Here is a 22247-nt window from a genome sequence, read left to right as displayed (position 1 = left end):
TTTTCAATAATGCTTATTTTCTTCTTCTATTTAGATCATATAATTCATATACTAATTGGTCGATTTTTATCTTCTTTTTCTTGTATTTCATTTTTTTTTTTTTTAATGGAGTTAATGTTGCTAAACTTTCATTAAATTCTTTTTTCTAATAACTCTTGTGTTTTTCTGTTTCGTAAAAACTATTGTTTAATGAGCTAAATTAAACGTAATAAGGAGTTAAAATCCTTTAAAGGTTTAGTAAAGGGTTGTTATGTGTAAAGAGATAATACCTCCAATTATAAAAATAGTCTCTCCATTTTTCAGTATTTGCAAATTTGCAGTTAAAAGGGCATTCTGCATTTCTGCAAGTTAATACTATTTTTATAAACCATTTTATATAAAAATATCTCTTTTTGAAATTAAACCAATGACCCATTATTTAAACACTTTGGGAAGTCATACTCTTTTTAATCAATGATTTATTCTTTTTTGCTTACTTGTTAGGAGTAAAGAATGATAAATAATAAAGAGAATATAGAGAAAGTTTCGTAAAAACTATTGTATAACGAAGAAAATTTTTTGTTAATAATTTTTACATTTTTGACATATATATAAAAAAGGAGGAATAATATATGAAAACTATTAATTTTGAAGCAAAATACGGAACAGCAAGTATCAAAAAAAAGGATATGTGATAGCAGCTGAACTTGACACTGATGATATCATGGAATACACTACTACGACAACAATGGTATGGAAACAAGCCAAGTACCTTATTCCCAAGATGACGGTGATCAAGCAAAACTATATGCAGCAGTAACTACTGATCCCTTATTTGTGCAATTCATTGTGTAATATATCCGAAATGTCCGAAATGGTGATTATACTCTGCATATTAATTAGCAGGGACTTCCTTTTATAATATATCCGAAATGTCTTCACCTTTTTATGTATGTGAAAAATGTGACTTCCTTTTTTAATATGCCCAAAAACTCCAAAATGGTGATTTTTAAGTTTTTTTAATATATATATAAAAAGGATCCCACCATCATCTTTGATTTCCCTTTTATTTTAATTGAAGGAACGATTAATTAAAATAGGTAGTAACATGTTGTTGTATTATAATGCTTACATCTTGCATTAAAATGAGTAGTCAAAAATAGTATTTACAAACATATTGAAGATAAGAAAATTGAGTAAAAATCAAGTTCTCGTTCTATTTCAAGTGTAAAAATAAACGATTATAATAGCTTGAAAACACTAATAAAACACAGGTAATACAGTATTAGTAAAAAGAAGTGAAAAGAAGAGGCGAATACGGAAATAGATGAGGTTAAGGTAGTAAATACTAAAAATAGGGGTGAAATATATTTCAATCTCATGGATGATATGATTTAGATCTATTCCCAAAGTATTTACTACCCAGAAAATTTAGAATTTGCTTTTTTCATAGAGTAAATACAAAAACATATATGTTTTTTTGTATGTTCTCTATATTATTGTGTATGTTTGTACTATATATATCTTTTGCATTTTTTACTCAAATAGCATAAAATATTATAACGAGGCAAAGATAAACCATTTTAGCACAGACAATTAATATAATGCAAGAAGTGATTAATTAAATTAACACTTCATAACATAAGTATCATAATTATTAATCATTCCTTCAAGGAAAAACAGGGGATTCTAAGAGCTTCAAAAGGTACTAATAAAATAGTAGCTCTTTTTTTAAACTTGAAAAACTTGAAAAAAGGGTATAAAAATATACTTGTATATGCATGAAGAAGATCCTTTTTTTATAGACTAAAAAAACTAAAAAAATGTTAGTCATAATGTAGAATATTAACCCCTTTTTTTAAATGTAAAAAATGTTAGTAATTTTCATATAATTTTCACCACCAAAGATTGATGATAAAAGGATCATAGATGATAACATTGCCAAATTAAGCAAGATAATCAATGATGATATATTACTGGAATAAAAGCCACCAAAGAAACCATCAAGCAATCAAATGCAAGTTAAGTACCGAGTAATTTTTTGTTTGGCTTGGTGGTATTGGTGTAAATAGTTTGGTGTATTTTTCAATTTTATTTGTCTTCTTTGAGATAATATGATGATTTAACAATTTTTTGTAAGTTTAAATTTACTGTAATATATCAAGTCATAAATCTTGCTTTCTATATTCCTATCAATATCAATTTAATATCTATATTATTGCTATCAGTTACTTATCTGATATTTATCATATTGCTATCATTTATCTATAACATAGCTATCATATAACTATCATTACCTACAAAGCTAATTAAAATTAACAACATTTGCTGATAATAATTAATTATTATCCTTATTCTGACCCAATATAACAAAAATTTTAAAAATTTTTGCAATTGTCAAAATAATATAATCGTTAATTTTAATATATGCGAACTAATATTTAAAAAATGCAAAAGTGGTGCAAAACCATGAAAGCATGTACATGTATCCATAAATAAACTGGATTTTGTTGAAAAAAAAACAGTTGATTTTCTACAAGAATTGAAGCCTATTTTTACCTTTTCGGTAAGCCTGTACAGTTTAGGAACATGATAGTCTGGATTTATGATATAGACAAGTTAATGCTCCCTAAGGTCCTTCAGTTTCTTGCTTACATTGTTTGGGTGAAGACCTGTTTTCCGTGAAATTTCAATTGGCCTTAGAAAGTCCTCGCATTCAAATGACTTTAGCACCATTTCTCTGGCTGGTGCATTTTTTCATATATGTAATTAGGATTAAAGTTTCATCGTCCATAGAAATAGTTTGTTGTTTTGCAAAATAAAGTTAATATCCTAATAGGAATTGAATAGCTATAGGACAGATATAAATTTAAACTTTAAAAACAAGTAAAATTAGAAGATATTAAAATCTTCTAATTTTCATAAATAAATCTATCTTTAAAATCATTATACTCCACTACATAATCATAGTCCACATCTGGAACTAAATCAAAGTGTTTATAAGCACAACAGATTCTATCCTTCTCCTTACCTCTTAAATCTTTCAGCTTGGTTGAACCTTTAGTTTCAATAACATAATATGTTTCCTTTTTGCCATCAACATTTACAGTAATTGCCCAATCAGGATTGTATTCTCCAAGAGGAGTCTTGATAGTGAACTTTCTTGGCAATTTAACAAATAATTCAATGCCATCCAAGTCTTCCAAATCCTGAGCAAAGCCAATCTCTTTATTGGAATCACATTTAACATATTTATAAATGGACTTGGTGGAGAATACTAAGTTACTTTTGATAAAATCGCCATCTTCAACCCAATCATCAAAGGATTCCTTGAATATTGTCTTGTCAAAATCTTTGCTTTCATCTAACTTATGATATTCAATAGTCTCAACAATCAAATGACTTAAATTCTCTTGAATAACTTCAAGAGTTCTGATAAAGTATTCTGTAGGATTGATTAGTAATTTTTCTAGAGTATTGTTCCTTTCATTGCTCCTAAGCAAGATTTCTATTATTGTTTCTCTGGTTAAATGAGTGTGTTCTTGCAAGTTTTTAACGATGTTAGGTATTTCATTATTGTTTATGTCAATGAAATGCTTACGATTATATCTCGCAATACCACTAATAGAATTTTTCATGGTCATATCAACCTTAACATGGTCAACACTGGCTTTTTGAATATATTTCAATGAACGGTTCATGCCCTTAACACACGCTTCAATCAATTCTTCAGTATCAAAATGGACAGAATATCTTGATTTGTATTTTATCTTATCCCACAAATTATCAAAACTGACAGAATTAATTTTATCATCATATAACTTAATAGTAACTCTATCCTTTTTGTTCTTAATTATGCTACTAGTACGTTTTCCAGAAACAATTCCGATAATTTTAGCCCTGCCTTCCTCAAATTCTTCCGGAATCTCAACAGTGCCTTCAATTACTGCTTTGTCCCATTTCTTGCTGATTACTCCTTTGGAACTAATTAAACCTTGTTGGCGCAATGACCTCCAAATTTTCTCAGAGTCAAAACCATTTAACTTCTTGAATTCACCATCAGAAGTAACATAAGTGAGGCCTTTAAAATCTTTTACTTTAAGAACATTAAATTCAATGCCTGCCTGCTTCATTTCATCTTGAAGACCTTTTGCAAAGTTTTCAAAACTTTCATTCGCAAATACAGTCAATTTATTGATGTTCTTAAACTCTTCACCATCACCATAAGCTTCATCGACTCTATTACCTTCACCATCAACACACAACCTCAATCCTCGACCAATTTTCTGCCGTTTAGGTATGTCTCCTTTATTCTCAATGAAAGTACAAATCTGGAACACATTAGGGTTATCCCAACCCTCCTTTAATGCGGAATGAGAGAAGATAAATCTCAAATTATCCTTAGGATCCAATAATCTTTCCTTATCCTTCATTATTCTTTCATAAGTGCTTACGTCTTTTGCAGTTTCACCGCTAGTGTTGATTAATTTTTTACCATCTTTAGAGAAATAACCATCATGAACCTCTTCTGGAGATAAACTTAAAATATGCTTAGGCAATTTTTTATACTTGTCTTCAGCAATTATGTCTTTATAAGCTTTTTCAAACCAAAGTGCATAATTCCCTTTATGAACATCATCATCATATTTTCTATAGTTTGCAACCTCATCTATAAAGAATAGGCTTAAGACTTTAATGTTTTTCTTAGAAAGTTTTAACTCCTTATCCAGATGTTCATGGATTGTTTCTTCAATCTGTGCTTTTCTAACTCCTTCCTGATTTATGTCATTAATGGATTGGCCTTTCTTGACTCTTTGACCGTTAGTGAATATAATTTCTTCATTGTCTTCTCTAACAACAATATCCTCTACCTGAAAACCATCATATATGTCATTATTAGAGATTTTACTTACACCTAAAATATCTCCAATCTTAACATTTTTTTACTATTGTGTTTAAACCTGTAGACGATTTTTTTACGAGAGTTATGTCAGCAGTACGCTTACCTTTATTATTCATTTTAGTCTTGTTTAACTTTATAAATGGCTTTCCTTGGTAATCTGCTTCAATAAATGCATTAACTTCAATTTTCTTGACTAAATTTTTGTTGTAAGCGTCAACAGCATTCAATTGATACACTATATTTTCTGCGTCTTTAGGAGTTGCAGAATATTGCAATGTAAATAAAGGATTTAAAGTCTTTACTGCTTCTTTTCCTTTTCCACTTTTTCCACCTAAAACAGATTGAGGTTCATCGATAATTACAATAGGTCTAGTTCTAGTAATATAATTCATAGGTATTATACCTTTTTCTGTAATCTGATTAATCTTATTCTTTTCTTTATTGAATGCATGTATGGTAATAATCATTATTTGAATATTATCATCTTCCATAAATGTCTCCAAATCTTTCATATTGCTAGAGTCAAATATAAAGTCATTATAATTTATGTTATTATATAGTTTTGCAAAGTGCTCTCTAGTGATGTCTATAGTTTTCTTTACGCCTTCTTTAATCGCTAGACTAGGAACAACAATTACAAACTTAGAAAAACCATAATGTATATTTAATTCTAGTATAGTTCTCAAATAAACATAAGTTTTTCCAGTACCTGTTTCCATCTCCACTGTAAAATCATAAGATTCCAATTTTTCATTGAGAGGTAAACCGTTTTCTGCTTGAACTTTTAATAAATTCTCTTCAATATCTTGAGGACTTAAATTAAATATGTTTCCTTTTCCTTCAATTGGAGTAATCAATATCTGATCATCAATCACATCTTCACTCATAATAGAAACGTTCGATGATAATATAGATTGGCCTTCAAATAAATTTACTACAGAATTGATTGCGTCAGCCTGATACTGTAATTTATCCTTAAACTTTATTTCCATATTATGCCTCCTTATATTGTGTAAAACTCCATGTCATTATTATTCAATGTTTCATAAATGTTGATAGAGGTAGTGTCGTCTAATGATTCATCTTTCAATATCACTTGACACACTTCTGTCATCAAATCTTCTTTAAGTTTAACTAACTCATCAGCTATTGAAATATCAATATTATTTTCGAGGCATATTAGAGCATAACCATTGTCTATAATATATATCTTATTATTATTAACTGTTGTTTCTTCAATTATGCAATTTAAATCCATTTTTAAGTGTTTGAGCAATAATTCATAAACTAAATCAAGTTCAGACCTTCCGTCAACAAGATTATTGCCTGTTGATAAAATAGCTTGTTCAATATTTTCTACAGTTAAATTAGAATTCCAAGGAATGAAATTGGATTCATCGATTCTAAACACTTTAAAACCAATATCCAAGTCTGAATTACCTGATTCCTCTACAATCTTATCTCCTGCTCTCCTAATCCTTTCTTTACCTATTTCACAGATATTTTTTTAAGTCTAAAATATCTTTATCTGAAAGAATCAATTCAGGGATTTGAATTAAAATAAAATTGCGATTTGAATTTTCATCTTCATTAACCTTGAACATAGCTTGTGCAGTAGTTGCAGAACCTGAAAAGAAATCCATAATCAAATCATTTTTATTTGAAAAAACCGAAATAAATAATTTAATCAAATCTGTAGGTTTAGGATTTGTGAATACTTTTTCATCAAATAATTTTTGAATATCTTTAATGCCTTTCCTGCCATCAATATCTGAAATTACAGAACGTAACAATTTTCCTCTGTTAATTTTATTTCCATCATAATCCACATTTAGATACTGTTTGGTGTAAATTTTCCATTCATTGCCTTTTTTTACAAATTCCACATATCCTTCTTCAATTCTCTTTTTTAGAACAGGTTCGCTCCATCTCCAGATTGCACCTCCTTCATCAGGATATAAAATAGTTCCATCTGGTGCTTCTATAGGATATGTAAGGCTTTTTGAGAAGGATAAACCTTTTTGCATTAATAACATTGGACGGTATGGATCTCTAGTTTCAAAATATTCATCTTTTGAATTATATAATCTTAACAATTCATCAGTATATGGTAAACTATTTACTTCAAATTTATCAATTCTTTTAGCATATACTAAAATGTATTCATGATCTATTGCAACAAATTTACTATCATTTGCACCTCCTGTTTTGCTTTTCCAAATTAATTGAGAAACAAAATTTTCTTCGCCAAATATTTCATCACAAATTTTCTTTAAATCTACATTTTCATTATCATCAATACTTATTAAAATACATCCATTTTCAGAAAGCAGATTTCTAGCTAATCTTAAACGAGGATAAATCATATTCAACCAATTAGAATGATATTTTCCATTTGTTTTAGTATTTTCAAATAAAAATCCTTCTTCAGATAGCTGTTCTGTACTTTCAAGGTGTTCTTGTATTGTTTGAGTAAGATTATCTTTATAAACAAAGTCTTTTCCTGTGTTATAAGGAGGATCTATGTAAATCATTTTTATTTTATTCGTATATGATTTTAAAAGTATTTTTAAAGCATCTAAATTGTCTCCTTCAATGTAAATATTTTGAGTTGTGTCCCAATTCTTACTGTCTTTCTTAACTGGTCTCAAAGTCTTAGTAGTGGTTTCTTTTGCTTTTCTTTTAGATTTCTTTTTTCCCCACCAATTAAACTGATAGTGTTCTTCTGAATCATCAACAGTTCCATCACCATTCTTTTTAAAAATATCAATTAACGCTGCTATATCCACTTCGTTATCACCAGTTACAATTTCTGGAAACAGCTCTTTTAGCTTGGAAATATTGTATTCAACAATATCAAAACTTTCTCCATTTAACTTATTTTCCATCAACATACCACCTGCTCTAATTCTTCTTTTAAGTCTCTTATTTCAATTCTCCTATTTCTTATTTCATTGTTAATCTTTGACCGTAATGAGTGCTGTGTTTCATTTTTCAATTCTCTTTGCAACATTTTTATTTCTTTTTTTCAGCTCCTTGATTCTGTCAGTAATCCATTTTATTCTTTTAACAGACAGTTTGGAACCTATTTTAATGCTCTCTTGTAGTTCCGTATATACAAAATTAGTTTTATTATCTAAATCCTTTGGAAGTTTAACCTCTGACAATTTACCCACCATCATTATAATAACAATATAAATTATATTTCAATAACGTTATTATTTTTATAAAAAAGTAATATTAAATCTTTATAAAAAAATGATGATTATGAAAAAAATTTGATAGAAATATTAGAAGTAGGACTAATCCTCATTCCAAAAAAAACATATGTAAAAGGGGGTGATATGTAATTGAGTAAGGTTTAGTAAAGGATTAGCCCTGTAATAAATAATTTAGTTTCAAATTATAAAAACTTTTTGTGGAGTAGAGAGTGGGTAGAGATTATCCTTGTCATCCCAAAAAACAGAAGAGTTCTGCAAAACCAACTTCCTAAGGATAATCTCTTCAGAGGCACAAAAGGAAAAATAGTACACCCAGAAGTAAAAAAAAAGCAAGAAGTTGAACATAGGAAAGCAATCCAATACTTAGCAATCACACACGATAAGGAAATCGAACACTATCAAACAAGAATAAAGGAACTTGAAGATAAGCTTGATGAACTCAAAGAAGATAAGAATATTGATAGAATCAGATTCAATAACACTTTAACCAAGCTTAATAGCTTAGGAATAGATGTGATTAGGAATAAACATAAAAGAATTATCGATGATTCAAGATTATTAGTAGATAGTCAAGCTAAAGATGTTGAAGTCATTGAAACTAAAGAATAATACACCATTCATTCAATTTAAACAATACATGATCACTATGTATCTAAAGTATCTAAACTTAACATACTAAAAAAAGTATAGCATAGCTATTGATGGGAGTTTATGGGAGTATTTTCCCATTTTAACTATATGACAGTTAATGACAGTTGATGACTGTAAATCACTATTTTTACTAGAACTTAATGGAACTTTAGGTAACCATTTCATCAATTTAACCATAGGTTAAGTTCCTAGATTCTTTTTTTTCAGATTCAAGGTATGGCTATAAATAGTTTGGAGCATTTTTCAATTTTATATGTCTTCCTCTTATAATTATTGATGATGGAATAGCATATGACAAAGCAAATCAGCAATAAGCTTCTCTCAGATACATAGAAAATCCTTCAAACATTGATAATATATACACATTTTGCATACTAAAAAAAGCATTATCCAAATCTGAAAGATGACTAAAGATGACTATTTTTAATGAAAACTTGATATGAAAAAAATAAGATGTGATAAAAAGTGATAAAATTTAATCGAAACTTGATATGAAAAGTGATGTAATGTGATGATTTTTCTGAAAAATCCATATACAATATTACTATTTCATTGATTTTATCAAGGCACAATGAATCCAAGAGCAAAAGAGAGGAGGCTTGAGAATGTGATTTTCAGAGCTTTTTTTAGTATGTTGAGTTTGGATAGTTTGGAGAGGTAGATGTTGAGGTATCCTTTTTCTCCAATGCTTGAATGAAATACTCTCATCTATGGAGTAACTCTTCAGCTAAATCAATCAGTTATCGTATTTGATGGAGCATATTATTTTCTTTTCCTTTTTCAATTTATCGAATCTACATAATGATTCTTATCTTTAGTGATTTTCCTCAAGTTGTCTTATCTTTGAAGGTATAAGACCTCATTCATACCATAAATTATATTTTGGTTTTCAGTGGTTTTCAGTGATGATTTCCAGTATAGACATCAATTATATCATAGATTATATAACGATTGTTATCGCTGCAAATGAGGAATAAAGAAAGGATTGTGCTTATTTAACTTGATAAAGGCAGTACATATCCTTATTTTAATAAAATTATATAATCTTTAGATATTTGCATTGATTGAACTACATTATTGAAGTTTTTTTATTGAAAGAATTATCATTGAAGAGAATATTGGATTAGAGCCTCTTCTAAATGGATAGTGTTACTGATAACTTCTATTATTTCAATGCCTTTCTCATAGTATTCGATAATGAAAATCAGCTGAATAAATGATGATATGATTTTGCTAAAGTTAATGCGTTTTTTAATGCGTTTTTTGAAAAAAATTATAATACATCGATTGCAATATCTGACTTAGTGAAATGATTCCAGAACTTTCCAGAACTTTTCAAAATTGGAAAATTGCAAAATGAGAATCTCTGAGAAAAAAAAAATAGCATACTGGCATTAGTAGAGAAGGATTTTTTCGTACTGTCTGTAAAGAGAGTATTCGTTCAATGTTTGCAAAGGTTTATTAAAAACAGCACATTTCTCCTCCACTAATGCCTATAAGGGAAAGTATGTGCCTCCTCCTTTATATCATTTCCTTCAGATAGCAAACATACCTATTTATATATAAGGTATTACATAACTATCTATGTAGTTATATAGTTATTAATTATGGAGGTTATAACTATGGTATCTGTCGATACTACTCAGACAAGTTTCAAAATAAAATTAGATTTGTACGATAAACTAAGACTACAAGCTGTAAAAGAAAGGAGAACTCAAGCTGAAATTATGAATCAAGCAATAGAAGAGTATCTTGAAAGGAATGACAATCAAACAAAATTAGTAGAATGAAATTATGATTAAAAAATTATTGAAAAAATAGATAGAAAGTAGTGAGGGATACTGGACATATCCCATCACAATAAGTATACTTAATATTATTTTTGTAATATGGTATTATTTATATGTTACTATAAATTGGAGTATACTTCAAACAAACTATTTTTAAGTCAATAATTTCCTATTTGTCATACAAAAAATGTATGAAAAATTCATACAAAAAATGTATGACATAGTTTAATCATTTTGAAACATTCTTAAAGAGAGGATTTAAAATGGTAGATGAGGATAATTATCGATTTTCCACAAGGATTTCCGATATACACAAAATTAAGAAGAGTAAACTAAAAATTAAGAATCGTAGATTGGTAGAAACAGCAATTGATGAGGCTTATGCTGATATTGAAAAATATGAGAAAATCATTGAATATCATTACTACAAAAATAGATTACTCCAAGTGGATTATGAACTTAACAAACTATTTTCAGAAAAAGATATGATAAAAAGTCATCTTGAAGAGTTAAAATATGAACTTGAGGGAGATTCTGATAAGGTTAATGAAATCAAAAATCCTGAACTTAGAGAAGCTATAAATATTGTACAGAATGCTATTTTCAATAAAAGAGGCTTATATATCTCTGATAGAGTATCAAATGAGAAAATAGTGGATAATTTTGTAAAAGACCATCAAGAGTTTATCAATGCTACTTTTAATGCTCCTCATATTCCTAAATTATCAGATGAGGAAAGAAAAGAGTATTTATCTAAGTATATTGACTTTGAGAAATTGAGGAAATAATTTTTCATACAAAAAATGTATGACAACAAAAAGTATAGGATAAATTTTTGTCATACTGTCATCGTATGAATGTATGACAAATTCAAATACTATATTCGTACTCGTCATACAAATAATGTATGAAAATTTATTATTATTATTATTATATTCATTTATTATTATTATTATTATTATTATTATTATTATTATTATTATTATGTTATTGCTTTATTTAATGAATTGACTTTTTTTAATGGTTTAAAATGGGATTTGAATGACATTTTTTGTCTTAAATCGATATATCTCTCCTCTGATGAAAGTTAATTTTGATGACATGATTTTGTATACGATATTCCTCAGACAATGGGAAAGCATTAGAAAATGTGCAAAAATGTGCAAAAAACATATGGATTTTCATATACACTAAAGATTTTATTAAATTACTAACATATTGAATTATAACTAATAGAAAATGAGAGAGATGAGAAAGTATGTTTAACCTTAGTAAATTTGAGGATAAGAAAAGAGCTGAAATTGAGCTTGAACTGGCAAATATAAATTATGAGATTAAGAAGCTTGACTTGGAGATAGCTGAGCTTGAGAAAAAGGAGGCAAATGCTGAATATAAACTTGTCGATAGTGGATTGACTGGAGAGGAATTTGAGGAATTGGCAAACACTATTTTAGATAAGAAACTTTCTGATGAGGATCTTGAAGAGATTATCGAAAGGATTGAATCATTGCCTAAAGATGAGGAGGGCAAAGTATCAATCGAAGTAGATGAGGATTTCGTTGTTTATATGGTTTTCCTTCTCGGATTATATGGATTGTTAAAGAATGATTTGATAAAAAAGAAACTAAAATTATTAGAAACCGAAATCGAAAGCAGAGAGGATATGCTTGAATCCATAGAAGGAGAAAACTAAAATGAACGAAAAGGATAGAAATCATTACTACAAGGAGAGAAAAGTAAAGCCATTGCTCCGAAGTGGATTATCATTCGGTTTATCTAAAGAGGTTAAAGCTGATTTTGATGATTACCTTGAAAGAACCTATCCGAATATCTCCTTCAATCAAGCAATGAATCATATAATCTTGGATTTGCTCAATACTCAATGTTTGGAGAGAAAATACTTCAATATCGATGTAATAGGTGTATTTCCTATATATCAAGACTACGATAAACTTGAAGATTTCATTGACTGTAAGCATTTTGCCAGTAGAGATGTTTATTCTATCAATAGGAATGACTTGAGTACAAATGCTGATAGGTTTATGGAATTAAAAGAGTACCAATATCTCAATGAATCTGTAGTCATTTCCATAGAAGATTTGTACAAGGCTTATCGTATGGATTACTTTACTCATAAGAAGCTCAAGGCTTCGATAATTGCTTTAGATGAGTTTGAGTTTTTCTTTGAGGAATCATTGGAGATAAGTAATGCTCATTACACTATCGTTCAATTTAAAGTGAATAATTTCCTTGATGATTTCATTGATGGAATATACAAATCTCCTTCAAATAGAAAATGCCATATGGGAATCGGTTACTATTCTTATGATGATGATTACAGATACTTTGTTTATGAATGGTATTTTGATAATGATATGGATTTTAAGATTCAGCATATAAGCCTCATATCTGAAGATGACTTCAAGGCAACAATTGACAAATCCACAAATGAAGAGCTGAAAGAGGAGTTTGAGAACTTGAATGCTCCAATTGATGAGGAGCAATCCTTAGAGGAAAGAGTTAAAGAGCTTGAACATCTCAACGATAAATTAAATGTGGATATTATGAAGATAACTGAAATCCTCCTTCTCCTTCAGCACGAAAACGAAACCTTGAAAACACAAAATCAGATATTGGATAGGATGATAAATGAGAATGAGCCTAAAGTTGAGAAATTCGATAGACTGGTAGAATTAGTGAATAAAATTGAGTTTTCTGAAATCATCGATGATGAGGATAGTCAATCACAGAGGTAATGTGGAATCTCATCTACTACCTATAGGTAGATGACTTCTCTCCAAGCATAGTGTAATAGGCATTTTGCACACAGAAATTGTATGGAAAATCTTTCTCTCTTAATCTCTCTTTTTTTCTTCTCTTTTTTTAAATTTTTCTTTATTTTTATTCAAACTTATTTTATATTGCTTTATATCTGAAAATACTAATTCTTTGTATGCTCTGTAAATTAAGAGCATTTTTAAAAGGTTACTAAAAAGAAAAGTTTTATATAACAATAAAAATAGAAAGTATTACTAAGAATAAGTGATGATAATAGATTCGTTACTTGGAGGTAATGATTAATTCAGAAAAATAAGTTTAATAAAAATCATCGGATAAACAATGTGTTTGGTTTCAAGCATAGGAGTAAAGTTTGTGATTTTCTTAAAAAGCTTCCACACAAATTAAGAAAAATACAAACTACTCAAACATAGCTTACCATAATATCACATTTTTTCTATCCATTAATTCACCATTTTTTCATAAGAATAAAAAAAGAAATAGTAAGTTACAATACATTATATGTAAATAGTCAATATATAAATGTTGCTATTTATTAGGCTTACTTCTTTTTTTAATGATTCTTATAGGCTTATACTAGATATTGCTTGATAATAATTGCCAAATCAAAAAATACTCAATATAAGACAAGTTAATTTATGATTTTTACGCTCTGTTATTTTTCTTTTGGAGGCTTCTCATAACAGCAATCAAACTATTTTTCTCCTATGCTTTCACTTATTCTTTAGAAAATAGAATATAAGTGATTTTTATGAAGAAACTTGATAAAGACAATGTTAAAAAGAATATGATTACTTTTAAAGTAAGTAATAAAGAATTGAATGCGATAACATCTTATTTAATTGAAAATGAGATTGGAAATCGTTCAGATTTTATACGAACTTTAGTATTGAATACAATAGGAGAATAAAAAACAGTAAGGGATAATTTGTTTGCCATAGTTTATTGAAAAAAGAGAGATGTAAGAGCCGATTATGGAATTATCAGCTCTTGAAAGTAAGAATTAACTTATAATTAATCTTATTTTTGTCTTTCCTATTATATAAAGTATGGTATGACTTGATAAAGATTGTTATGATAAGCAATAGAAAAGAAACTTCATTATTGAATGAAGTAAGGGAAAAGGTAGTGAAAGAAACTACTGAAGAGATAACTCAGAAAGAGGAAAGGATAAAAGAATTGAAGGATTCCTCCATCTACAAAGTACCTGAAACCTATAAGAATAATGGCTACAGATACGATGATTCAGCCTTGTACTGTCCTCTTCATACCAATTTTGGAAAGTTTTATTTGAGAATATCAAGAGGTTTCAATGCCTATGAGTATTGTATAGGCTCTTTTGAGGATAATAAGGATTTTTTAATCTACTCCTCAACATTTGAAGATAAGAAACCGATAACCTCCTCCAATAAGAGTAGAAATCAAATCTTAGGAAAAGGAGCAAACAAAATCAATTCTCAATTCAAAAGGAATGAAGAGGGAGAAAGTATTGTACCATTCGATAAGGATTATCTTGTCGATTCTTTAGAGAATATTGCGATTGATTTAAAGAATATAAAGGACTTTCCTCAAATAAACGATAATTTCAAGGCATATGAGGAGAAAGAAGATGAGGAAATAGCTGAAGATACCTCTGAAGATTTAGGCTTAACCTTCTCAGATTATCCGAAGGAGATACAATCAGAGGCAATGAAATTAGTAGAGCAAAATCTCATCTACGATAATATCAAGAGGACTGTAAGTTTAACTCACGAAGGAGATGAGGATTATGTATCTTCATTGACTCTTGTCGGAGTATCAATCTACATCGGAGAACCTATCCACAGCTTTATCGGTGGAGAAACTGGAAAAGGGAAAACCGATTTGATTAAAACAGTATTTAAGAACTTTCCTCAACATCATATCTTTGAGATAGAGGAGTTTTCTCCTAAATGGATTTTCTATAATCATAAAAACTTCAATGATGACTTCAATATCCTTCTCATTGATGATATTGACTTGACAAATTCAAGCATAGTAGAAATCTTGAAACGATTGACAGACAATTCTAAGAAGGTTAAGAAGCTCAATACAGTATATGAGCAAAAGGCTTTAAATATTGAGCTGAAGGCTAAATTCCTTGTAATCTTGACTAATGCAAAGGGAAATTCTGATTCAGAGTTAAGCAATAGGCTCTATGACATCAATATCCTTCAAGATGAGGAGAAGGAGAAATCTGTCAAGGAGAAAATCAAAAAGAATGTATTGCTCAAATCTCAAGATGATAAGTATATTGGATTATTGAATCAGTATAATCAATGTGCAATCCAATACCTCAACGAAAAAGAAGTGAAAGTGTTTAATCCTTACAGCATATTCTTTAATGTGCAATTCTTAAACAATAGACATATATCCTCCTTCTACAATCTTGTAGATTCATTTACTTATTTGAATTTCTCTCAAAGAGAAATCGTTTCGATGTATGGGATAGATTATGTGATAGGCAATGAGGAGGACATTTCAGAGGTTTATAGTAGATGGGATATTGAACTTCAATCTACCGATTTGAATGCTCGACAGCAATCCATTCTCGCATTGGATATTCCTATTTTAACAATTGAAGAGGCTTATGACAAGCAAGAGAAGGATTATAAGGAATTTATGAGCAATGATTCTCAAGCTTGGAAAGAGGATTTCAAGAGCAAACTATGGAATAGAGATAGGATTGCAAGAGAATTAGATTGTAGTAAAAACACTTTGAAGTTTGATTTGGATACTCCTCAGAAAGACCGAAATACAAAGAACTTGTATGAGATGGGAATGATTGCTCGATATAGGTTTGAACCTTCAAAAGATGGAGAGGATAATCCTCGTAGTATGTGGATTTATTACATACCTAAAGGCAAAAACGAAGGAAAATCCTCTAATCTTAAAAATAGTTATTGGTACATTGGTACATTTGAGATGTACCAAGCAAAAAAGCCTTTAGAGAGTAAAATGAGTATTCTTATATCTTTTCTTTCATTGGTACAAATATTAATAAATAATACTAAGGAAAATTTTGTTCACTCCTTTAGTAGTTATGCTGATGACATCAAATCATATGATGATATGTGCAAATTCATTAATGATTTTGCTACTCAATTCTCTAATGATTTCTCTATAGATGATGATAAGGATATTGTCATTGAAGATGTGCTTTCACATACGAAAAAAGTAGAGTTTTTTTCTTTCTTAGATAATAAGGATTTTGTACCAACCTCCGAAAATGAAGGAAAATCCTCCAATGCTCAAACAGAGAAAGATTTCTTGGTACATTCCGAAAGTACCATCTGTACCAATACTCAAAACGCAAATGAAGGAGAATCCTCCTATATTGATATGTCAATGTATGATGTCATTCCTATTTATTTGGAATTAGGCAACGATTTAACAATGTATGAGTTAAAGCAACAGATTGCAAATGTTTTTAATCTTGACATCAATTCGGAGGAGTTTGAAGTTAAGAACCTTCAGATAGAAGCTACAGTATCCAAGATGATTAATGAAGGCAAAATCATTAAAAAATCAGATGGATTCTCATATAAACTACACTTAGTGGAGGATTGATTCTTATGACTATTAAGAATCCTCCTTCTCTGAAGGAGTATTATATAATCTATTATGATTCTAACTACTGGAGAGATGTCAGATGTATCTATGGAGATAGAGCTTTCTCTACTGGTAAAAAGGCAAAGTACAATGCTGATGTTTTAACTTATCCAAATATTCCTTATGTTGAGAATCATTGGAATTATTTCTTTAGATTTTTGCTCAAACATCAGAAAAAAGGACAAGGCACTCTCGCAAGTAGTTTAACTCATTTCAAGACTTATCAAGATTATCGTACTGGAGATGATTCCTTACGATATTCCGATAGATTGTTTTTTGATTTTGATGTTGAGGATACAAGGGCAAAAGCATTAAAAGAGGAGATTAAGAATGCAAAATTGCATAAATTCGGAAAAGAACGAATCTCAGCAATAAGGCAATCTCAAAAGGAATTTAGAAAACTGATTCTCTATGATAATTTATTGGAGAAGCCTTTCAATGAACTTCAAGTGATGATGTACTATATGGAGAATCAAGGTTTGAAGCCTTATCCTATCTTTAGTGGGAGCAAAGGCTTTCACCTTCTCTTCTTTTTTGAGCCTCTCCAATTGGAGAATATTTCTGAGATAAGTTTGAATCTGACTTCTCATCTGAAAAATAAATTGGAATTGGATACTCTGGATTTGAATGTTACTGATTCATTGAAGAGAGTTAAGAGAATCCCATACAGCAAACACGAAAGAACTATGCTTTACACTACTCCTTTTGATAGAGATTTGTCTTATGATGAGCTTCTCAAGATGATTAAGAGGAATACTGGAGAGCCTATGCTCTTTGAGAAGGAGGAGTATATTGCTCCTAAGAGTTTTAGTGATTCTCTTATTTTACTGAATCAAGACATCAAAAGGCTTGAACTGGAGAAAAAGGAGAAGATTGAAGAGCTTAACAAATTGGAGAATGCAAATAGGAATCATCAATATTACACTAATAATTCAGTAAAAAGAGATTCCATCTTCTCAGATATGAGAGATTTATGCAAACTTCTCTTAGGAGAGCCTTCTCACGAATATAAAAAGTACAATTCCTATAAATGTCCTTTCCATAATGACAACAATCCTTCAGCATTGGTATATGAGAAAGTATTTGTCTGTAAGGCTTGTAACTTGAAGTTAGGATATTTTGATTTCATTAGGAAATTATTTAACTTGAAATCAGATGATGAGGTTAAACAGAAAATGAGAGAAATCGTTCAAAATGTACAATGATATAATGAGGATACCCCCCCATATTTTTAAAATATTGAAAAGGTTCGTTCAGATTACTTCAATGATTGATTAAATGGATAGTAACACTTATATCTATATTGTAAGAATGGCTTGAGAAGTGATTAAATGAATCGATTTTCGGAGGCAAATTATGAGTAAAAAAAAATAAGACAGATTTGCAAATTGAAGTAGTATCCAAGATGAGTAGAGAAGAGGTACTAAACATTCTTTCGGATAATATTCTCAAAATGAATAAGAAAATTCAAAGAGGGCAAATCAGAGATAATGAGAAAGAGAAAATAAGGATTCAGCAATTCAAGGCAATCGTATATGGCTGTAATACATTCAATAATATACTAAAAGATGAGCAAATGGATATGGTCTTGGAGGAATTGGAATCCATCAAGAGAAGTATAAACAAATCCACAGCTGAGGAAATAGCTGAGGATATGAAAGTAGTAGAAGATACTATCAGGAAATTAAATGACAATGAAGGAGGTAACTGAAGTGATAACTCCTAAGCCATCGATAAGGGAAATCAAGGAATCTGAGATTGAAATATTGAGTAAACTAAATCATAAGCAAATCATTTTATTCATTGATAAGGAATATGGAGAAATACTGGATATGGAAATCAAAAGAGATTTCTCCTATGATGAGTTTGAGAAAAAAAATGAGAAATTTATTCAATATTGGAAATTTTTCACTTCTCAAGATGTGTACAAATCTCAAGCATTCTACAAGGGATTAGGAATGGCTTATGTCAGAAAATTCTTTGAAATGGATAGATACAATACTATCGAATACATCACATCTCTTATCCTCAAGCTCAATCATTTCATATTGGATTTTGCTCATACTTCTAAAATGTTAATTGAAGTATTAGGAATAGTGTTTGAGAATGTGGATTCCAATACTGATTTTAACGATAATCCTTTGCTTGATGGATACAATAAAATCATAGAGGATTTGTATATCTCAGCTTACTTATGTAAAATGGATATTGATAACCTTTTGCCTATACTGGAGAGATATGATTTTGAAAGTTATGTACTCTCTCCAAATATGATAAAAGAGTTTCAGATGGAGGGATATGAGGAAATATTGGATAGGTTCGATTTTGCCTTCAAACATTATAAGAAGATAAAAGAGAACTATACTGATATTGCTATTCCTATCTTTGAGAACCTTTCTGAAGATGGATTTGCTGATTTCAAAGAGCAATTAAAACCGAATAATCCTAAGCAAAAATTAGTATATGATATGAAAGAATTTAGAGTAAAATTGGAGAATTAAATAATGAATTATAATATTAGTAGAATAGAAAAAGAGAAGGAGAATACCTTGAGAAGCTTGAAGGATAGTCAAGTACAAATGTTTATGGAGAAAAATCACAGAGATTTTCTTGAGGAGCATATTCAAATAAATCCTCCTATGATTAACAATGATAAATGTTTGGAATACTTTGAAAAAGAAAAAGAGTACAGAGAAATATTCTTTAATCAAAGTAGTTTAAGAGGATATTATGCTGATAATGGAATCATAATGGCATTGCTTGAAAAATTAGGAGATATTGCTCTTCAATCCTATTCAATAAATTAAAATTTGAATATATGTCTATGCTTAATAATCTTAGAAGTTTGATTGAGAATTGCTCTCATCTCCTCTTTCTGTTTAATGAGATGTACCTCCAAATCATTAAGAATATCGATTATCAGCTCATCATCGCAAATCATAATCAGCATATGAAGGAAAATGAGGAGCTTGATTTTGATGATTTGGATTGGGAGGATGATTTAATCGAATATGTTAAGAATGATTTAAAGTACAATAAAAATAAGTATGAGCTTTTCTCCGATTATCTTAAGAATGAGAGAATCAATCCTCAAATCTTAGTGAAATATCTCTTCAATAATTGCATTTCATTAATAAAGGAATTAGAGGATCAATTTGATTTCTTAGATGAGATGTATTTTGAGGAAAACATTAAGAATACGAAAGACCATTCTCCGAATGCTCATAAGGATATTGTAAGTTTCAAGGAATATTATGATAAAACCTATGACAATGTAAAAGAGGATTTCTATAAGTATAGAGAGTATGTGGATAGATTTTCTGAAGATGGCTTCTCCATTGCTAAAGAGGTTCTCCTCTCTGATGATATTGAATGGAATGGAGAATACTATCTGAAGATAAGGTACAATATGAAAACTTTTGAAATTGAAGGAATGGAGTTTTTAGATGACATCTGAAGAGGATATTGAAAGCATTTCCTATTCTTTAGGCTTCTTATATGAGCAAAAGAAAAAGGAAAACGAATTGAGAGAGCAACAGATAGAGAAACTTCAATCAATAGATGAGAAATTGGAATTGATAGTGAAAGCAATTGATTTTCTTAGATTAGGCTGTTAATAATAGTTTTTTCACTTCAAGAGGTACAATTCAGAGTCTATACTTTCCTTATTTGATGTTTTAATCTTGTATAAATCAATGGCTTAATGTAGATGGATTGTACTCTCTTATTCTTTTTTCTCCATTGGTAGAGCATAAGTATCTTTTGTTTGAAGAGATTTGCTGTTTAAGTAATCTTCATATTGTTTTATGTCATCGTTCTTTCTGTAGAATAATCGTACCAATGTTTTATCGCTGAGGTTTCGATAATCTCTAAGGAGCATTCCGAAGGTAGTTTCAAGATTGCCTCTTTCCTTCTCTACCTTTTCCATCTTTTCTCTGATGATTGACATTTCATTCTCCTTCTCATTTCTCAAGGTTTCAATCTCATCATCTTTTTCTTTTCGTAGAGAGTTAAGATCATTTTCCTTTTGTTGTCTTAATGAATCGATGGTATCCATATTATCTTGAACTTCTTTCTCTTTTTTTGCAATAGCTTCTTTTAAATCAGACACTCTCTTATCGTTTGTAGATTTTATCTCCTCAAGCATACTACTACTTTGAGCATATTCCAATTTGGAGGATAAGTCATCGATTTCCTTTTGCTGAGATTTCACTTTCTCCTCCAATATGGATTTCTCCTCTTCAAGCTGAGTTATCTGATTATGTAATGGAATCAATTCCTCTTTATTGATTAAATCTCCATTCTCATTTTTATACTTATCACATTCCTCCTTATATTTGGAGAAATCTTCTTTATGAATTACTACTACTTCTCCATCTTCAAAGTTTTCCTTCTTTCCGAAAAATATGTATCTTTTGCCTTCTTTCCCATAGGTTTTTAGTAATTTTTCTATCATTGCCATAGTATCTCATCTCTCTTTTTATGGTATCCGATAGTATCCAATCGATATGTAATACCAATTATTAATATTTATTATCTGTACTTATATTTATAATTAAAGGATTCTCAATGGCTAAAAAATAGGATACTAAATGGATACTCTTAATGGTATCCAATCGGTTAAAATGGATACTAATTGGATACTAAATCGGATACTCCTTTATTTTTTTTACACTTGAAATCAATCCTAAGGCAAAAATTATCTCTTCAGATTGAGCTTTTTTCCCCAGTAAAAACGAATTTTCTATGCCAAATTTTGAAGATAGATGTCATAAAAGTAATACCTATAATATGTAACCTATCAAATTATGAATCGATTCTTTCATTTAATTAATCGGTAATACGAAATCATTTTATCTTTGTCATTTGATACGGTATTATCAGGAGGCATGAAAGTTTTTTTTTCTCACTACTTCTTGCTTTTTTTATACTTCTGAGTGTACTATTTTTCCTTTTCATTTTTTTTGAGATTTTATAAAATTTAAACTTCTATTTTCAATAATTAAAGATGGATATAAGAGTGGTGATGATTTTTTGATATGTGTGTGTTTTTTTAATTGTGGAATGAACTTTTAAGATTTTAAGTTAAAGTATAAAAAAAGAAGAAAAATTAAGGGAGGGGGATTTTTTTTTTGTTCAACCCTCCCATCCCTAATAATAAAATTATATGTAAATTTTTTTTGTTTTTTATTCAAGTTTTCTTTTTTTATTTGATTGTTAGTTTTGCTGTTTTGTTTACTGCATTGTAGGTTGAGTCTCCAGTCCATTTGGCAA

The 22247-nt window shown here is 29.3% G+C and carries 19 protein-coding genes; 13 read left to right on the top strand and 6 right to left on the bottom strand.

Features of this window, described 5'->3' with window-relative positions; genetic code table 11:
• Nucleotides 1-2891 precede the first annotated feature (2891 nt).
• From QZU81_RS08450 to QZU81_RS08430, 5 genes are all read right to left on the bottom strand, one after another.
• Entirely contained in the window at nucleotides 2892-4538 is a 1647-nt protein-coding gene (locus QZU81_RS08450; protein WP_295591207.1) for a hypothetical protein, read from the bottom strand.
• A 373-nt stretch (nucleotides 4539-4911) separates the two neighbouring features.
• Nucleotides 4912-5874: a DEAD/DEAH box helicase family protein gene (locus QZU81_RS08445; protein WP_295591206.1), complete on the bottom strand. Its 963-nt coding sequence runs from the start codon at nucleotides 5872-5874 to the stop codon at nucleotides 4912-4914.
• An 11-nt stretch (nucleotides 5875-5885) separates the two neighbouring features.
• Nucleotides 5886-6293: a hypothetical protein gene (locus QZU81_RS08440; RefSeq protein ID WP_295591203.1), complete on the bottom strand. Its 408-nt coding sequence runs from the start codon at nucleotides 6291-6293 to the stop codon at nucleotides 5886-5888.
• Between the two features lie 82 nt (nucleotides 6294-6375).
• Nucleotides 6376-7770, bottom strand: a complete 1395-nt coding sequence (locus QZU81_RS08435; protein WP_295591201.1) for a site-specific DNA-methyltransferase — start codon at nucleotides 7768-7770, stop codon at nucleotides 6376-6378.
• 99 nt (nucleotides 7771-7869) lie between these two features.
• Nucleotides 7870-8049 carry a hypothetical protein gene (locus tag QZU81_RS08430; protein ID WP_295591199.1) on the bottom strand — a complete coding sequence of 60 codons (180 nt, stop codon included), beginning with the start codon at nucleotides 8047-8049 and terminating at the stop codon, nucleotides 7870-7872.
• Between the two features lie 249 nt (nucleotides 8050-8298).
• On the opposite strand from QZU81_RS08430, the gene QZU81_RS08425 reads away from it, so the two are divergent.
• The 13 genes from QZU81_RS08425 (at nucleotide 8299) to QZU81_RS08365 (ending at nucleotide 20590) form a co-directional block, all read left to right on the top strand.
• Nucleotides 8299-8712, top strand: coding sequence for a hypothetical protein (locus tag QZU81_RS08425; protein WP_295591197.1), 414 nt, complete (start codon nucleotides 8299-8301; stop codon nucleotides 8710-8712).
• Nucleotides 8713-10376: 1664 nt separating this feature from the next.
• Nucleotides 10377-10544 (top strand): CopG family ribbon-helix-helix protein, encoded by a 168-nt coding sequence (locus QZU81_RS08420; RefSeq protein ID WP_295591195.1) that lies wholly within the window; start codon nucleotides 10377-10379, stop codon nucleotides 10542-10544.
• A gap of 263 nt (nucleotides 10545-10807) precedes the next feature.
• Nucleotides 10808-11332, top strand: a complete 525-nt coding sequence (locus QZU81_RS08415) for a hypothetical protein (protein ID WP_295591193.1) — start codon at nucleotides 10808-10810, stop codon at nucleotides 11330-11332.
• 470 nt (nucleotides 11333-11802) lie between these two features.
• Complete coding sequence (locus QZU81_RS08410; protein ID WP_295591191.1) at nucleotides 11803-12237, top strand: hypothetical protein; 435 nt, start codon at nucleotides 11803-11805, stop codon at nucleotides 12235-12237.
• Nucleotide 12238: 1 nt separating this feature from the next.
• Nucleotides 12239-13300, top strand: coding sequence for a hypothetical protein (locus tag QZU81_RS08405; protein WP_295591190.1), 1062 nt, complete (start codon nucleotides 12239-12241; stop codon nucleotides 13298-13300).
• A gap of 794 nt (nucleotides 13301-14094) precedes the next feature.
• On the top strand, nucleotides 14095-14253 hold the full coding sequence (locus tag QZU81_RS08400; protein ID WP_295591188.1) for a hypothetical protein: 159 nt from the start codon (nucleotides 14095-14097) through the stop codon (nucleotides 14251-14253).
• A 164-nt stretch (nucleotides 14254-14417) separates the two neighbouring features.
• Nucleotides 14418-16931: a hypothetical protein gene (locus tag QZU81_RS08395; protein ID WP_295591185.1), complete on the top strand. Its 2514-nt coding sequence runs from the start codon at nucleotides 14418-14420 to the stop codon at nucleotides 16929-16931.
• A gap of 5 nt (nucleotides 16932-16936) precedes the next feature.
• Complete coding sequence (locus QZU81_RS08390) at nucleotides 16937-18178, top strand: hypothetical protein (protein WP_295591184.1); 1242 nt, start codon at nucleotides 16937-16939, stop codon at nucleotides 18176-18178.
• 200 nt (nucleotides 18179-18378) lie between these two features.
• Nucleotides 18379-18684, top strand: a complete 306-nt coding sequence (locus tag QZU81_RS08385) for a hypothetical protein (protein ID WP_295591182.1) — start codon at nucleotides 18379-18381, stop codon at nucleotides 18682-18684.
• Nucleotides 18662-19474 carry a hypothetical protein gene (locus tag QZU81_RS08380; RefSeq protein ID WP_295591180.1) on the top strand — a complete coding sequence of 271 codons (813 nt, stop codon included), beginning with the start codon at nucleotides 18662-18664 and terminating at the stop codon, nucleotides 19472-19474. The genes QZU81_RS08385 and QZU81_RS08380 overlap by 23 nt, the downstream gene beginning before the upstream one ends.
• A 48-nt stretch (nucleotides 19475-19522) precedes the next feature.
• Complete coding sequence (locus QZU81_RS08375) at nucleotides 19523-19780, top strand: hypothetical protein (RefSeq protein WP_295591178.1); 258 nt, start codon at nucleotides 19523-19525, stop codon at nucleotides 19778-19780.
• 11 nt (nucleotides 19781-19791) lie between these two features.
• On the top strand, nucleotides 19792-20430 hold the full coding sequence (locus tag QZU81_RS08370; protein WP_295591176.1) for a hypothetical protein: 639 nt from the start codon (nucleotides 19792-19794) through the stop codon (nucleotides 20428-20430).
• Nucleotides 20420-20590, top strand: coding sequence for a hypothetical protein (locus tag QZU81_RS08365; RefSeq protein WP_295591174.1), 171 nt, complete (start codon nucleotides 20420-20422; stop codon nucleotides 20588-20590). The genes QZU81_RS08370 and QZU81_RS08365 overlap by 11 nt, the downstream gene beginning before the upstream one ends.
• Before the next feature lie 107 nt (nucleotides 20591-20697).
• Here QZU81_RS08365 and QZU81_RS08360 read toward each other — a convergent pair whose 3' ends face one another.
• Nucleotides 20698-21435: a hypothetical protein gene (locus tag QZU81_RS08360; RefSeq protein WP_295591172.1), complete on the bottom strand. Its 738-nt coding sequence runs from the start codon at nucleotides 21433-21435 to the stop codon at nucleotides 20698-20700.
• Nucleotides 21436-22247 lie beyond the last annotated feature (812 nt).

It is taken from the genome of uncultured Methanobrevibacter sp. (genome assembly GCF_902770715.1).
Taxonomy (GTDB): Archaea; Methanobacteriota; Methanobacteria; order Methanobacteriales; family Methanobacteriaceae; genus Methanocatella.
This window is presented reverse-complemented; position numbering and strand designations above follow the sequence as displayed.

Coding starts and splice junctions, on each gene's coding strand:
- QZU81_RS08445 (WP_295591206.1), bottom strand. CDS start 5,874: ATGGAAATAAAGTTTAAGGATAAATTACAGTATCAGGCTGACGCAATC.
- QZU81_RS08435 (WP_295591201.1), bottom strand. CDS start 7,770: ATGGAAAATAAGTTAAATGGAGAAAGTTTTGATATTGTTGAATACAAT.
- QZU81_RS08420 (WP_295591195.1), top strand. CDS start 10,377: ATGGTATCTGTCGATACTACTCAGACAAGTTTCAAAATAAAATTAGAT.
- QZU81_RS08415 (WP_295591193.1), top strand. CDS start 10,808: ATGGTAGATGAGGATAATTATCGATTTTCCACAAGGATTTCCGATATA.
- QZU81_RS08410 (WP_295591191.1), top strand. CDS start 11,803: ATGTTTAACCTTAGTAAATTTGAGGATAAGAAAAGAGCTGAAATTGAG.
- QZU81_RS08405 (WP_295591190.1), top strand. CDS start 12,239: ATGAACGAAAAGGATAGAAATCATTACTACAAGGAGAGAAAAGTAAAG.
- QZU81_RS08400 (WP_295591188.1), top strand. CDS start 14,095: ATGAAGAAACTTGATAAAGACAATGTTAAAAAGAATATGATTACTTTT.
- QZU81_RS08395 (WP_295591185.1), top strand. CDS start 14,418: ATGATAAGCAATAGAAAAGAAACTTCATTATTGAATGAAGTAAGGGAA.
- QZU81_RS08390 (WP_295591184.1), top strand. CDS start 16,937: ATGACTATTAAGAATCCTCCTTCTCTGAAGGAGTATTATATAATCTAT.
- QZU81_RS08385 (WP_295591182.1), top strand. CDS start 18,379: ATGAGTAGAGAAGAGGTACTAAACATTCTTTCGGATAATATTCTCAAA.
- QZU81_RS08380 (WP_295591180.1), top strand. CDS start 18,662: ATGACAATGAAGGAGGTAACTGAAGTGATAACTCCTAAGCCATCGATA.
- QZU81_RS08370 (WP_295591176.1), top strand. CDS start 19,792: ATGTCTATGCTTAATAATCTTAGAAGTTTGATTGAGAATTGCTCTCAT.
- QZU81_RS08365 (WP_295591174.1), top strand. CDS start 20,420: ATGACATCTGAAGAGGATATTGAAAGCATTTCCTATTCTTTAGGCTTC.
- QZU81_RS08360 (WP_295591172.1), bottom strand. CDS start 21,435: ATGGCAATGATAGAAAAATTACTAAAAACCTATGGGAAAGAAGGCAAA.